Origin of the sequence: Streptomyces sp. NPDC093600 (assembly GCF_044764755.1) — a bacterium.
Classification (GTDB): Bacteria; Actinomycetota; Actinomycetes; order Streptomycetales; family Streptomycetaceae; genus Streptomyces.
In genome coordinates this window covers 831375-844590 of sequence record NZ_JBIWIU010000002.1, presented here as the reverse complement: position 1 = coordinate 844590, position 13216 = coordinate 831375, and the positions used below count along the sequence as shown (strand labels likewise).

The window sequence follows — 13216 nt, the reverse complement described above, 5'->3', positions numbered from 1 at the left end:
GGAATCTCAGACGTTGAAGCCGAGCGCGCGCAGCTGCTCGCGGCCGTCGTCCGTGATCTTGTCCGGGCCCCACGGCGGCATCCAGACCCAGTTGATCTTCAGCTCGCTGGCGATGCCGTCGGTGGCGGCCTTCGCCTGGTCCTCGATCACATCGGTCAGCGGACACGCCGCCGACGTCAGGGTCATGTCCAGCGTGACGACGTTGGAGTCGTCGATGTGGATGCCGTAGATCAGGCCGAGGTTGACCACGTCGATGCCCAGCTCGGGGTCGACGACGTCGTACAGCGCCTCGCGGATCTCTTCTTCGGAGGCCGGCTTCATCGTGGCCTCGGCGTTCTCGGTCATGCCGACTTCCTCTCCGCGTCGCCGCCCAGCGCCTGGGCGGTCGCGTCCTTCCACGCCATCCAGCTGAGCAGCGCGCACTTGACCCGCGCGGGGTACTTGGAGACTCCGGCGAACGCGATCGCGTCCTCCAGGATCTCCTCCATCGCGTCGTCCGGCTCGATCCGGCCCTTGGACTGCATCAGTTCCAGGAAGGTGCCCTGGATCTTCTGCGCCTCGGCCAGTTCCTTGCCGACGAGCAGCTCGTTCAGCACGGACGCCGAGGCCTGGCTGATCGAGCAGCCCTGACCTTCGTACGACACGTCCGCGATCCGCGACCCGTCGTACTTCACACGGAGCGTGATCTCGTCGCCGCACGTCGGGTTGACGTGGTGCACCTCGGCATCGCCGTCCCGAAGACCGCGCCCGTGCGGGTGCTTGTAGTGGTCCAGGATGACGTCCTGGTACATCGAATCCAGCTTCACGAGAATCCCCTAGCCGAAGAAGTTCCGTACGTGCTCCAGACCCGCGACCAGGGCGTCGACCTCGGCCGGGGTGGAGTACAGATAGAACGACGCTCGCGTGGTCGCAGGAATTCCGTACCGCAGGCAGACGGGCCGCGCGCAGTGGTGGCCGACACGGACCGCGATGCCCTCCTCGTCGAGGACCTGGCCCACGTCGTGCGGGTGGATGTCGCCGAGCACGAAGGAGATCGCCGCGCCGCGGTCCTCGGCCGTCGTCGGGCCGATGATCCGCAGGTCCGGAACCTCCTGGAGGCGACGGACGGCGTATTCGGTGATCGCGTGCTCGTGGCGCGCGATGTTCTCCATGCCGATCGCCGAGAGGTAGTCCACGGCCGCGCCGAGGCCGACGGCCTGCGCGATCGGGGGCGTACCCGCCTCGAACTTGTGCGGTGCCGGCGCGTACGTCGAGGAGTGCATCGAGACCGTCTCGATCATCTCGCCGCCGCCGAGGAAGGGCGGCAGGTCCTCCAGGAGCTCCTGCCGTCCCCACAGCACACCGATGCCGGTCGGACCGACCATCTTGTGGCCGGTGAAGGCCACGAAGTCGGCCTGCAGCGCCTGCACGTCGAGCACCATGTGCGGGGCGGCCTGCGAGGCGTCGATGCAGACCAGTGCACCGACCTCCTGGGCGCGACGGATGATCGTCTCGACCGGGTTGATCGTGCCCAGCAGGTTCGAGACCAGCGTGAAGGAGACGATCTTGGTCTTCTCGGTGATGACCTCTTCGATGTTCGAGAGGTCGAGACGGCCGTCGTCGGTGAGGCCGAACCACTTCAGCTTCGCGCCCGTGCGCTGCGAGAGCAGCTGCCACGGCACGATGTTGGAGTGGTGCTCCATCTCCGTGATGGCGATCTCGGTCTCGTGGTCCACGCGGTAGGGCTCGTCGGCCCAGCCCAGCATGTTGGCCACGAGGTTGAGCGACTCGGAGGCGTTCTTGGTGAAGATCACCTCGTCGCGGCTCGGCGCGTTGATGAAGGCGGCGACCTTGTCACGGGCGCCTTCGTACAGCGCCGTCGCCTCCTCGGCGACCGTGTAGACGCCGCGGTGGACATTGGCGTTGTGGCGCTCGTAGTACGTGTTGAGCGCGTCGAGCACCTGGCGCGGCTTCTGCGAGGTCGCCGCGGAGTCCAGGTACACGATCTTCTTGCCGTCGTGGACCACGCGATCCAGGAGCGGGAAGTCCTTGCGGATCGCCTCGGTGTCGAGGAGGCCGGAGAGCCCCTGATGGGCAGATGTCACGCGGATGCGCCACCCTTCGTGCTGTAGGCCTCGTAGCCCTCGTTCTCCAGCTTGTCGGCGAGCTCGGCGCCGCCGGACTCGACGATGCGGCCGCCGGAGAAGACGTGCACGAAGTCCGGCTTGATGTAGCGGAGGATCCGCGTGTAGTGCGTGATCAGCAGCGTGCCGACCTCGCCGGTCTCGCGGACGCGGTTGACGCCCTCGGAGACGACGCGCAGGGCGTCGACGTCGAGGCCGGAGTCGGTCTCGTCGAGGATCGCGATCTTCGGCTTGAGGAGCTCCAGCTGAAGGATCTCGTGGCGCTTCTTCTCACCGCCGGAGAAGCCCTCGTTGACGTTGCGCTCCGCGAAGGCGGGGTCCATGTGGAGCTTCTCCATGGCCTCCTTGACCTCCTTCACCCACGTACGCAGCTTGGGCGCCTCGCCGCGGACGGCGGTGGCGGAGGTGCGCAGGAAGTTGGAGACCGAGACACCGGGGACCTCGACCGGGTACTGCATGGCCAGGAAGACGCCGGCACGGGCGCGCTCGTCGACCGACATCTCCAGGACGTCCTCGCCGTCGAGGGTGACGGTGCCGCCGGTGACCGTGTACTTCGGGTGGCCGGCGAGCGAGTACGCCAGGGTCGACTTGCCGGAGCCGTTGGGGCCCATGACGGCGTGGGTCTCGCCCTGCTTGATGGTCAGGTCGACACCCTTGAGGATCTCCCGGGGGCCGTTCTCGGCCTCGACGGAGACGTGCAGGTCGTGGATTTCAAGCGTTGCCATGGGTGACTCAGGACTCCTGGGTGACGGAGACGAGCACATCGTCCCCTTCGATCTTTACGGGGTATACGGGGACGGGGCGCGTCGCGGGAAGGCCGGACGGCTTGCCGGTGCGGAGGTCGAAGCTGGAGCCGTGCAGCCAGCACTCGATGGCGCAGTCCTCGACCTCGCCCTCCGAGAGGGAGACGTTCGCGTGCGAGCAGATGTCGTTGATCGCGAACACCTCGCCGTCGGTCCGCACGACCGACACCGGCGTGCCGTCGACCTCGACCCGCTTGGGGGTGTCGGTCTCCAGCTCGCTCAGTGCGCAGACTCGGACGAAGGCCATCAGACGGAGGCCTCCAACTCGGCCTCGATCTTGGCGATGAGGCGCTCCTCGACGTCCGGCAGGCCGATCTGCTGGACCAGCTCGGCGAAGAAGCCGCGGACGACGAGGCGGCGGGCCTCGGTCTCCGGGATGCCGCGGGCCATCAGGTAGAAGAGCTGCTCGTCGTCGAAGCGGCCGGTGGCCGAGGCGTGACCGGCGCCGGCGATCTCGCCGGTCTCGATCTCCAGGTTCGGCACGGAGTCGACCCGGGCGCCGTCCGTGAGGACCAGGTTCCGGTTGAGCTCGTAGGTGTCGGTGCCCTCGGCCTTGGCCTGGATGAGGACGTCACCGATCCAGACGGCGTGCGCGTCCTGGCCCTGCAGCGCGCCCTTGTAGGCGACGTTCGACTTGCAGTGCGGGGTGTTGTGGTCGACGAGGAGGCGGTGCTCCTGGTGCTGGCCGGCGTCGGTGAAGTACAGGCCGAAGAGCTCGGCCTCGCCGCCGGTGCCCGCGTACCGGACGCGCGGGTGGATGCGGACGACGTCGCCGCCGAAGGTGACCACGACGGACTTGAAGGAGGCGTCGCGGCCGACCAGCGCGTTGTGCTGGGCGACGTGGACGGCCTTCTCGTCCCAGTCCTGGACGGAGACCACGGTGAGCTTGGCGCCGTCGCCGAGGAGGTAGTCGACGTTGGCGGCGAGCACCGCGTCGCCGGTGTGGTCGATGACCACGACGGCCTCGGCGAACGCGCCGAGCTCGATCACCTGGTGGCCGAAGGCGACGCCGCCCTGGCCGTGCACGGCGATCCGGATGGGCTCGGCGAGGACGGCCTCCTTGGCGACGGTGACGACCGAGGCCTTCTCGAAGGAGGAGTACGCCTGGGCGGCGATCCGGTCGACGGGCGTGCCCGCCTTGCCGAGCCGCGCGTCGTCGCGGCCGACGGTCTCCACGGTGACGCCCTCGGGGGCCTCGATCTCGACCTTGACGCCCTCGCCGGTGGCGACGGCGGTGCCGTCGTGCAGTCCGCGCAGGCGGTCCAGCGGGGTGAACCGCCACTCCTCCTCGCGGCCGTGCGGGACGGGGAAGTCCGCGACGTCGAAGGACGGGGGCGCGCTCATGCGCGTGGCGACGGTGGACTCGGCAGCCACCGCGATCGAGCCGGCGGTGGTGGAGCCCGCCGGAATGTTCTGAGCCTCAGCCATGGCTGTCGTCTTGCTCTCTTCCTACGTTTTCGATCCTCGGCCCGCCGCTTGGGGCGGGCCGAGGGCTGGTGGTGGGGCGTCGGTGCGTCAGCCGACCGCGCCTTCCATCTGCAGCTCGATCAGCCGGTTGAGCTCCAGCGCGTACTCCATGGGCAGCTCCTTGGCGATGGGCTCGACGAAGCCGCGCACGATCATCGCCATCGCCTCGAACTCGGTCATGCCGCGGCTCATCAGGTAGAAGAGCTGGTCCTCGGAGACCTTGGAGACGGTGGCCTCGTGGCCCATGGAGACGTCGTCCTCGCGGACGTCCACGTACGGGTACGTGTCCGAGCGGGAGATCGTGTCGACGAGCAGCGCGTCGCACAGGACGTTCGACTTGGAGCCCGGGGCGCCCTCGCCGATCTCGATGAGACCGCGGTAGGAGGTGCGGCCGCCGCCTCGCGCCACCGACTTGGAGACGATGTTGGAGGAGGTGTTCGGGGCCATGTGGACCATCTTGGCGCCGGCGTCCTGGTGCTGGCCCTCGCCCGCGAAGGCGATGGACAGGGTCTCGCCCTTGGCGTGCTCGCCCATGAGGTAGACGGCCGGGTACTTCATCGTCACCTTGGAGCCGATGTTGCCGTCGACCCACTCCATGGTCGCGCCCTCGTAGGCCACGGCGCGCTTGGTGACCAGGTTGTAGACGTTGTTCGACCAGTTCTGGATCGTCGTGTAGCGGCAGCGGCCGCCCTTCTTCACGATGATCTCGACGACCGCGGAGTGCAGGGAGTCGGAGGAGTAGATCGGGGCGGTGCAGCCCTCGACGTAGTGGACGTAGGCGTCCTCGTCGACGATGATCAGCGTCCGCTCGAACTGGCCCATGTTCTCCGTGTTGATACGGAAGTAGGCCTGCAGCGGGATTTCGACGTGCACGCCCTTCGGCACGTAGATGAACGAGCCGCCGGACCACACGGCCGTGTTCAGCGAGGCGAACTTGTTGTCGCCGACCGGGATGACGGTGCCGAAGTACTCGCGGAAGAGCTCCTCGTGCTCCTTCAGCGCGGTGTCGGTGTCGACGAAGATGACGCCCTGCTCCTCCAGGTCCTCACGGATCTGGTGGTAGACGACCTCGGACTCGTACTGGGCCGCGACACCGGCGACGAGGCGCTGCTTCTCCGCCTCGGGGATGCCGAGCTTGTCGTACGTGTTCTTGATGTCCTCGGGCAGTTCCTCCCAGGAAGCGGCCTGCTTCTCGGTGGAGCGCACGAAGTACTTGATGTTGTCGAAGTCGATGCCCGACAGGTCGGAGCCCCAGCTGGGCATGGGCTTCTTGTCGAAGAGGCGCAGACCCTTCAGCCGCAGCTTCAGCATCCACTCCGGCTCGTTCTTCTTCTCGGAGATGTCGCGGACGACGGCCTCGGAGAGACCGCGCTTCGCGGTGGCACCGGCCGCGTCCGAGTCGGCCCAGCCGTACTCGTACCGACCCAGGCCCTCGAGCTCGGGGTGGCTGATCTCGGTGGTCATGCGGGGTTCCTCCCGGCCGTGCTTGCGGATGCTTCTGATGGGGTGGTCTGCGGGGCGCTGTGCGGGATGAACGTGGTGCAGACGCCGTCACCATGCGCGATGGTGGCCAGACGCTGGACGTGCGTTCCCAAGAGGCGGGAGAAGACTTCCGTCTCCGCCTCGCACAGCTGGGGGTACTGCTCGGCGACGTGGGCGACCGGGCAGTGGTGCTGACAGAGCTGCTGGCCGACCGGCGCGTTCCGCGCGGTGGCAGCGTACCCGTCGGCGCTCAGCGCCTTGGCGAGAGCCTCGGTGCGCTGGTCGGGATCGGCCGACTCGACCGCCTCGCGGTACGTCTCCGCCTGGGCTTCGAGCCGGTGGCGGGCGAAGGCGGCGACGGCCGCCTCCCCTGCCGCTCCTCCGCCGGCGGACTTCTCGATCCAGCGCAGGGCGTCCACGGCCAGTGTGTCGTACGACTGGTCGAAGGCGTCCCGGCCGCAGTCGGTCAGCGCGAAGATCTTGGCGGGGCGGCCGCGGGTGCGGGCGCCGTAGACCCGCTTCTCGCGTGCTTCGACGACGTTCTCGGCGACGAGCGTGTCGAGGTGCCGACGTACGGCCGCCTGGGTGAGGCGGAGCCGCTGCGCGAGATCGGCGACGGTCGACGGACCGTGATCCAGGATGGACCGCGCGACCCGGTTGCGGGTGGACCGCTCACCGGTCGCGAGTTCCTCCACCGGAGCCTCACCGACTTTTTTCACAACGCCATTGTTGCGTAATTCCCTGAGGACTGACAAGCGACGCCGGAACGAGGCACGGTGCCGTGCGTCACTCAGGTAAGGCTTACCTGACCTGCGGAAACGATCACTTCGAGACGGTCGCACCGCCCGCGGGAGGCACCGCCGTCCCGCCCGCCGAGGCCACCGCGCGGGCGAACGAGACCGCGTTCCGGACGGCCGCGCCCCCGGGGTCGTTGTTGAAGAACGCGTACACGTCCGCCCCCTCCGGCCAGGTCGCGGCGAGCCTGTCCGCCCAGGTGGCGAGCGCCCGCGGCCCGTAGGCCGGCCAGGGCCTCGCCCGGCCCTCGTGCAGCCGCAGATAGCCCCAGTCCGCCGTCCGCCACAGCGGGGTCACCGGCTTCGAGCCCCGGTCCGCCCAGCACAGGGCGGCGCCCCGGTCCGCGAGGACCGACGCGATCCGGTCGGTCCACCACGACTCGTGCCGGGGCTCCACGGCGACCCGCACCGTGCGCGGGAAGCGGGCGAGCACCGCGTCCAGCAGCCCGGCGTCGGCGCGGAGCGTGGGCGGCAGCTGGAGCAGCACGGGCCCGAGGCGGTCCCCCAGCGCCTCGGCCCGGCCCATCAGCCGCTCCACGGGCTCCTCGGGGTCCTTCAGCCGCTTGATGTGGGTGAGGAAGCGGCTGGCCTTCACCGCCATGACGAAGCCGTCCGGCGTGCGGTCCCTCCACTCGGCGAAGGTGTGACGCTCGGGCAGCCGGTAGAAGGCGTTGTTGTTCTCCACGGCGACGAACCGGCGCGCGTACTCCTCCAGCCAGAGCCGCTGGGGCACGCCCTCCGGGTAGAGGACGCCGCGCCAGTCCCGGTACTGCCACCCTGAGGTACCGACGAACACGGACATACGCCGCGCCTTCCCCCGTACGGGGCGGCTCACCCGCCGGAGCCGCGAACGGGGCCGCGAAGGTGTCCGCCGAACGGGGACCTAGGGGGTGCCTTGTCGGTCAGGCCGAGCCCGGCATGATCGACAAGACACCCCCTAGACTTCCCGGCATGCGAAACGAGTCCGTCGACACCGCCGTCCGGGTACGCGGCCTGGTCAAGCGGTACGGAGACAAGACCGCCGTCGACGGCCTCGACCTCGATGTCCGGGCGGGCACCGTGACCGCCGTCCTCGGCCCCAACGGAGCCGGCAAGACCACCACGATCGAGAGCTGCGAGGGGTACCGCAGGCCCGACGCGGGCACCGTCCGGGTCCTCGGCCTCGACCCGGTCGCCGACGCGGCCGCGCTGCGCCCCCGGATAGGCGTGATGCTCCAGTCCGGCGGCGTCTACTCCGGCGCCCGCGCCGACGAGATGCTCCGCCACATGGCGAAGCTGCACGCGCACCCCCTGGACGTGGGCGCCCTCATCGAGCGCCTCGGTCTCGGCTCCTGCGGCCGGACCGCCTACCGCAGGCTCTCCGGCGGCCAGCAGCAGCGCCTGGCGCTCGCGATGGCCGTCGTCGGCCGCCCCGAACTGGTCTTCCTCGACGAGCCGACCGCCGGGCTCGACCCGCAGGCCCGCCGCGCCACCTGGGACCTCGTGCGCGAGCTGCGCGCCGACGGCGTCACGGTCGTCCTGACCACCCACTTCATGAACGAGGCCGAGGAGCTCGCCGACGACGTCGCCATCATCGACGCCGGCAAGGTCGCCGCCCAGGGCAGCCCCGAGGAGCTGTGCCGCGGCGGCGCCGAGAACACCCTGCGCTTCACCGGCCGCCCCGGCCTCGACCTCGGCTCGCTCCTCAAGGCCCTGCCCGACGGCACGGCCGCCGCGGAGCTGACCCCGGGGGCGTACCGGATCAGCGGCCAGGTCGGCCCGCAGCTGCTCGCGACCGTCACGAGCTGGTGCGCCCAGCACGGCGTGATGCCGGACGGCATCACGGTGGAGCGCCACACCCTCGAAGACGTCTTTCTCGAACTGACCGGCAAGGAGCTGCGCGGATGAGCGGCGGTACGGGTACCTACGCGCCGAAGCCGGGAGCTGCCCCCGTCGGCCGGATGATCGCGGCGCAGACGGCCCTGGAGACGAGGATGTTGCTGCGCAACGGCGAGCAGCTCCTGCTCACCGTGATCATCCCCTCCCTGCTGCTGGTGCTCTTCTCCACGGTCGACGTCGTCGACACCGGCGCGGAGAAGGCCGTCGACTTCCTCGCGCCGGGCGTCCTCGCGCTCGCGGTGATGTCCACCGCCTTCACCGGCCAGGCCATCGCGACCGGCTTCGAGCGCCGGTACGGGGTGCTCAAGCGGCTCGCCGCGTCGCCGCTGCCGCGCTGGGCGCTGATGACGGCCAAGACCCTGTCGGTGCTGGTCACCGAGGTGCTCCAGATCACGCTTCTGACGCTGATCGCCCTGGGGCTCGGCTGGTCCCCGCAGGGCGACCCGCTCTCGGTCCTGCTGCTCCTCGTCCTCGGCACCGCGGCCTTCTCGGGCCTCGGGCTGCTGATGGCGGGCACGCTGAAGGCGGAGGCGACGCTGGCCGCGGCCAATCTGGTCTTCCTGCTGCTCCTGGTGGGCGGCGGGGTGATCGTGCCGCTGGAGAAGTTCCCGGACGCGGCCCGAACCGTCCTGGAGCTCCTGCCCATCTCGGCGCTCTCGGACGGCCTGCGCGACGTCCTCCAGGGCGGCGCGTCCCTGCCGTGGAGCCAGGCGGCGGTCCTCGCGGTGTGGGCGGTCCTCGGCCTCGGGGCGGCGGCGAGGTTCTTCCGCTGGGAGTGACCGGGGGGTGACGTTCCGGGACATCCTCTCCCGTACCCCACCCCTCGTGAAAGCGTGCACAAGCCCCCGTTTACGATAGGGGCCGTGCTGAACCCCCTCGCCTTCATCGCCCAGCGCTGGACCCCGTCCCCCCGGACGCTCCGGCGCGCCGCGCTCTCCGTCGTCGTGATGAGCGTGGTCATCATCGTCACGGGCGGCACGGTCCGGCTGACCGGCTCCGGTCTCGGCTGCGACACCTGGCCCAAGTGCACCGACGACAGCCTCTTCGCCACGCCCGAGCAGGGCATCCACGGCGCGATCGAGTTCGGCAACCGGATGCTGACGTACGTGCTGTCGACCGCCGTCGGCTGGGCGATCATCGCGGCGCGCTCCACCAAGCCGTGGCGGCGCGGGCTGACCCGGCTGGGCTGGCTCCAGTTCTGGGTCGTGATGTGCAACGCCGTCCTCGGCGGGATCACCGTGTGGATGGGCCTCAACCCGTGGACCGTCGCCGGTCACTTCCTGGCGGCCAACGGACTGCTGACGGTCGCCGTGATCACCTGGCAGCGCGCCCGTGAGGGCGACACGGCCCCGCGGCCGCGCGTCCCCGGACCGGTGCGCAAGCTGTCCTGGGCGATCGTCGGTGTCTCCGTGCTGCTGCTGGTCCTCGGCACGGGCGTGACAGGTTCCGGCAAGCACGCCGGTGACAGCAGCGAGGTCCCGCGCATGCCGTGGGACTGGACCGTCGCCGCGCATGTCCACGCGATCTCCGCCTGGGTCGTCTGCGCGCTGGCGCTCGCGATGTGGCTGGTGCTGCGGGTGGTGGACGCCCCCGACGACACCCGGGCGCGCGCCCGCGATCTGCTGATCGTGCTGCTCGCCCAGGGCGGGATCGGCTACCTCCAGTACTTCACCGGCGTTCCCGAGCTGCTGGTCGGCGCCCATATGCTCGGCTCCTCGCTGATGTGGATCGCCGTGCTGCGCCTGGCGCTGAGCCTGCGCGAGCGCCCGCTGTCCACGCCGGACATCCCGGCCCGGACGGCCCCGGTACCGGCCTCCGCCTGATCCGAACGAAAGCCCTAGGCCAGTCCGTACACCCGCCGCGCGTTGCCCGCCGCGATCATGGTGGCGACGCGCTGCGCGTCCGTACGGGACCAGGCGCCGTCGCCCACCCACTCGCCGAGCACGCGGTCGAGCGCGCCGCGGAAGACGCTCGCGGCGACGACGTGCAGCTCGGGCAGTCCTCGGGCGCCGCTGGAGAAGAGCAGCTTGCCGAAGGGCGCCAGCTCCAGGATCTCGGCCAGCAGGGCTGCGGCGCGGGCCCCCGTCCGGGCGAGGACGGGGCCGAGGTCGGCGTACACGTGCGGGAATGCCTGGGTCAGCTGCGCCGCCTGGCGGTGGTACGGGTATCCGTGCAGCAGCACGAGGTCGGTGCCGAGGCCGCTGGTGGACGCCGCGAAGTCGGCGAGCCGGGCCGGGTCCTCGGCCCCCGCCTGCAGTTGGAGCGGACGTCCGGAGGCGACGGCGATCCAGAGCAGATGGCGCAGGAGTACGGGGTCGGTGAGCCGGCCCCCGGCCGGCCGGCGGGCCAGCCACCGGCCCGCCGCCCCGCGCACCTCTCCGGGTCCCGGCGGGTCTGACGCGTACACGAGCCCTCCGCGCACCCCCGCGACGGAGGTGAAGGCGACGGCGCTCGCGGCCGCGCCGTGGACGGCCTCGGAGAGGTTGGCCAGGAGCGCGTCCACGGTCCCCGAGGTGTCGGCGACCTGTTCGGCGAGCGGCTCGAGACGGACGATCTCATGGGCGTCGGCGCCGGCCGCGGCGGCGATCTCGGCGGGCCCTGTCAGATCGCCCGGCAGCCCGGTGTCCACCAGATAGGTGGAGATCCCCGAGGCGCGGAGCAGTCGGCGGCCGGTCTCCAGAACGCCCAGTTCCCGGCGGCGGGCGAGATAGCGGGCCGGCGGGCAGTGCGGTTCCAGACCGAGCAGCGGCGGGCACCAGCGGCGTACCGCGAAGCCGGTCTGGGTGTCGAAGAAGGTGGTGCCGGGCGCGGCGGGCCCGGCGGCGACGCCGAGACCGGCCTCGAAGGTGCCGAGGCCGAGCTCCGTGCGGAGCACCCCGTGGCAGTGCTGGTCCACCAGGTTCGGGGTCTCGATCATTCGGGGGCTCCCTGTGTGGACGTGCTTCCACACGTCCTAACGGGTGAGCCCCGCGCAAGGTTGTTGCTTTTGTGACAAGCGAGGGGGCCCGCTCATTTGTTGGCCGGGCCGCCGATCTGGATTCCCGCCATCCGGGTCCACTCGTAGGGGCCGGTGACGACCTTCGCGGCGAACTCGCCGTCGAACTCGTCGTGAAGCGTGAGACCGGCCTTCTCGGCTGCCTGCTGGGCGACGGGGTACGAGGGGGCGACGAGGTCGCCCCAGCCGCCGTCCTCGCCCACGAGGACGATCCGGGTGCCCGTCTGGCCGATGTAGGCGAGCTGCCCCTCGGCGCCGCCGTGCTTCCGCGAGAACGCCTGGATCTGCCGGGCGAGCTTGGCCGCCTTGCGCTCTGCCTGCTTGGTGTCTGCCATGAACAGGATGCTACCGAGCGGTAGACGCACTGGCGACGGCCGGGCACGTGGTCTTGCCCACGCGCTCCGGCCGTTGTCGAAGGGGCCCTCGGCCCTGGTGCCGCTACCGCAGGAAGGGGTCCACCGCGACCGCCACGAAGAGCAGCGAGACATAGGTGATCGACCAGTGGAAGAGGCGCATCTCCTTGAGCTTCGCGCCCGTCGCGCCGGCCTTCGCCCGGTTCAGCAGCGCGTGCGCCTCCCAGAGCCACCAGCCACCGGTCAGCAGCGCCACGGCGGTGTAGAACCAGCCCGTGTAGCCCAGCGGCGTGAGGAGCAGCGAGACGGCGACCATCACCCAGCTGTAGAGGACGATCTGCTTGGCGACGACCTTGTTGGAGGCGATCACCGGGAGCATGGGCACGCCCACGCGCGCGTAGTCCTCCTTCACCTTCATCGACAGCGGCCAGTAGTGCGGCGGCGTCCAGAAGAAGATGACCATGAAGAGGATGACCGCGGCCCAGGACATCGAGTTGGTCACGGCCGACCAGCCGATGAGGACCGGCAGACAGCCGGCGATGCCGCCCCAGACGATGTTCTGCGCGGTCCGGCGCTTCAGGATCATCGTGTAGACCACGACGTAGAAGAGCAGCGCGCCGAGCGAGAGGGCGGCGGAGAGCCAGTTGACCAGGAGGCCGAACCACAGCGTGGAGACGACGGCGAGGGTGAGGCCGAAGACCAGGCCCTCACGCGGCGAGACCATGCCGGTGACCAGGGGGCGCTGGGAGGTGCGGTCCATCAGCGCGTCGATGTCACGGTCGATGTACATGTTCAGCGCGTTGGCGCCGCCCGCCGACAGATAGCCGCCGAGGCAGGTGGCGAGCACCAGCCACAGGTCCGGCACGCCCTGCTCGGCGAGGAACATCACCGGGACGGTGGTGATGAGCAGCAGCTCGATGATCCGCGGCTTGGTCAGCGCCACGAATGCCTTGACGCGAGCTCCGAACGGCCGATGGCCCCCCGGGCTGGGAGTCAAGACGACCCCTGCGGGTCGGGACTCGACGGCCGTCACGCACACCCCTGACAGAGAGTTTTCCCAGCAAGCTCCCCGGTGAAGACGGGGTGAAGACTTGCGCGTACCACGCCACTCTAGACGTTGCCCATACGCCGATCTTCGCGGGGGTGGGGTCGTGTTGAGGGTGCTCGTTCCCCGCTGTTCCGGCCGTCCGTCCCACGCTGTGGACGGCTGCGGGGAGGCGAAGTGACAGAGTCACCCGCACTCTTGTCGTATCCGCTCATTTGAGGGGCCTCACTCGAAAAGATGGGCGTTCTGTCGGGGGTAGGCTCGACAGCGCCGGTA

At 70.0% G+C, this 13216-nt stretch carries 15 protein-coding genes; 3 read left to right on the top strand and 12 right to left on the bottom strand.

The features are described from left to right. Window positions 1-6: 6 nt before the first annotated feature. From ACIRB4_RS09465 to ACIRB4_RS09425, 9 genes are all read right to left on the bottom strand, one after another. Window positions 7-345, bottom strand: coding sequence for a metal-sulfur cluster assembly factor (locus tag ACIRB4_RS09465; protein ID WP_352186260.1), 339 nt, complete (start codon window positions 343-345; stop codon window positions 7-9). Further along, a complete protein-coding gene (gene sufU / locus ACIRB4_RS09460; RefSeq protein ID WP_403289488.1) occupies window positions 342-806 on the bottom strand; it encodes a Fe-S cluster assembly sulfur transfer protein SufU in 465 nt (154 codons plus the stop codon). The genes ACIRB4_RS09465 and sufU overlap by 4 nt, the downstream gene beginning before the upstream one ends. Before the next feature lie 9 nt (window positions 807-815). Then, window positions 816-2084: a cysteine desulfurase gene (locus tag ACIRB4_RS09455; RefSeq protein ID WP_403289487.1), complete on the bottom strand. Its 1269-nt coding sequence runs from the start codon at window positions 2082-2084 to the stop codon at window positions 816-818. Then, window positions 2081-2848, bottom strand: coding sequence for a Fe-S cluster assembly ATPase SufC (sufC, locus tag ACIRB4_RS09450; protein ID WP_403289486.1), 768 nt, complete (start codon window positions 2846-2848; stop codon window positions 2081-2083). Before sufC ends, ACIRB4_RS09455 begins: the two co-directional genes overlap by 4 nt. Before the next feature lie 7 nt (window positions 2849-2855). Beyond that, window positions 2856-3173 carry a bifunctional 3-phenylpropionate/cinnamic acid dioxygenase ferredoxin subunit gene (locus ACIRB4_RS09445; protein ID WP_356062606.1) on the bottom strand — a complete coding sequence of 106 codons (318 nt, stop codon included), beginning with the start codon at window positions 3171-3173 and terminating at the stop codon, window positions 2856-2858. After that, on the bottom strand, window positions 3173-4354 hold the full coding sequence (gene sufD, locus ACIRB4_RS09440; RefSeq protein ID WP_403289485.1) for a Fe-S cluster assembly protein SufD: 1182 nt from the start codon (window positions 4352-4354) through the stop codon (window positions 3173-3175). The genes ACIRB4_RS09445 and sufD overlap by 1 nt, the downstream gene beginning before the upstream one ends. Window positions 4355-4441: 87 nt before the next feature. Then, entirely contained in the window at window positions 4442-5857 is a 1416-nt protein-coding gene (gene sufB / locus ACIRB4_RS09435) for a Fe-S cluster assembly protein SufB (protein ID WP_403289484.1), read from the bottom strand. Then, window positions 5854-6594, bottom strand: coding sequence for a helix-turn-helix transcriptional regulator (locus tag ACIRB4_RS09430; protein WP_403289483.1), 741 nt, complete (start codon window positions 6592-6594; stop codon window positions 5854-5856). Before ACIRB4_RS09430 ends, sufB begins: the two co-directional genes overlap by 4 nt. 103 nt (window positions 6595-6697) lie before the next feature. Continuing rightward, on the bottom strand, window positions 6698-7471 hold the full coding sequence (locus ACIRB4_RS09425; RefSeq protein WP_403289482.1) for a DUF72 domain-containing protein: 774 nt from the start codon (window positions 7469-7471) through the stop codon (window positions 6698-6700). Between the two features lie 149 nt (window positions 7472-7620). Between ACIRB4_RS09425 and ACIRB4_RS09420 the strand changes: the two genes are divergently transcribed. The 3 genes from ACIRB4_RS09420 to ACIRB4_RS09410 all read left to right on the top strand — a co-directional run bounded on the left by ACIRB4_RS09420 (window position 7621) and on the right by ACIRB4_RS09410 (window position 10370). Then, window positions 7621-8556 (top strand): ABC transporter ATP-binding protein, encoded by a 936-nt coding sequence (locus ACIRB4_RS09420; protein ID WP_403289481.1) that lies wholly within the window; start codon window positions 7621-7623, stop codon window positions 8554-8556. Continuing rightward, window positions 8553-9326: an ABC transporter permease gene (locus ACIRB4_RS09415; RefSeq protein ID WP_403289480.1), complete on the top strand. Its 774-nt coding sequence runs from the start codon at window positions 8553-8555 to the stop codon at window positions 9324-9326. Before ACIRB4_RS09420 ends, ACIRB4_RS09415 begins: the two co-directional genes overlap by 4 nt. A gap of 84 nt (window positions 9327-9410) precedes the next feature. Continuing rightward, the gene (locus tag ACIRB4_RS09410; RefSeq protein WP_403289479.1) at window positions 9411-10370 is read left to right on the top strand and encodes a heme A synthase; all 960 of its coding nucleotides are present in this window, start codon (window positions 9411-9413) and stop codon (window positions 10368-10370) included. Between the two features lie 14 nt (window positions 10371-10384). On the opposite strand, the gene ACIRB4_RS09405 is transcribed toward ACIRB4_RS09410, so the two are convergent. The 3 genes from ACIRB4_RS09405 to ACIRB4_RS09395 all read right to left on the bottom strand — a co-directional run bounded on the left by ACIRB4_RS09405 (window position 10385) and on the right by ACIRB4_RS09395 (window position 12928). Beyond that, on the bottom strand, window positions 10385-11464 hold the full coding sequence (locus ACIRB4_RS09405; protein WP_403289478.1) for an amidohydrolase: 1080 nt from the start codon (window positions 11462-11464) through the stop codon (window positions 10385-10387). A gap of 92 nt (window positions 11465-11556) precedes the next feature. After that, window positions 11557-11877, bottom strand: coding sequence for a hypothetical protein (locus tag ACIRB4_RS09400; RefSeq protein ID WP_403289477.1), 321 nt, complete (start codon window positions 11875-11877; stop codon window positions 11557-11559). 103 nt (window positions 11878-11980) lie between these two features. Further along, window positions 11981-12928 carry a heme o synthase gene (locus ACIRB4_RS09395; RefSeq protein WP_403289476.1) on the bottom strand — a complete coding sequence of 316 codons (948 nt, stop codon included), beginning with the start codon at window positions 12926-12928 and terminating at the stop codon, window positions 11981-11983. Between the last annotated feature and the right edge of the window lie 288 nt (window positions 12929-13216).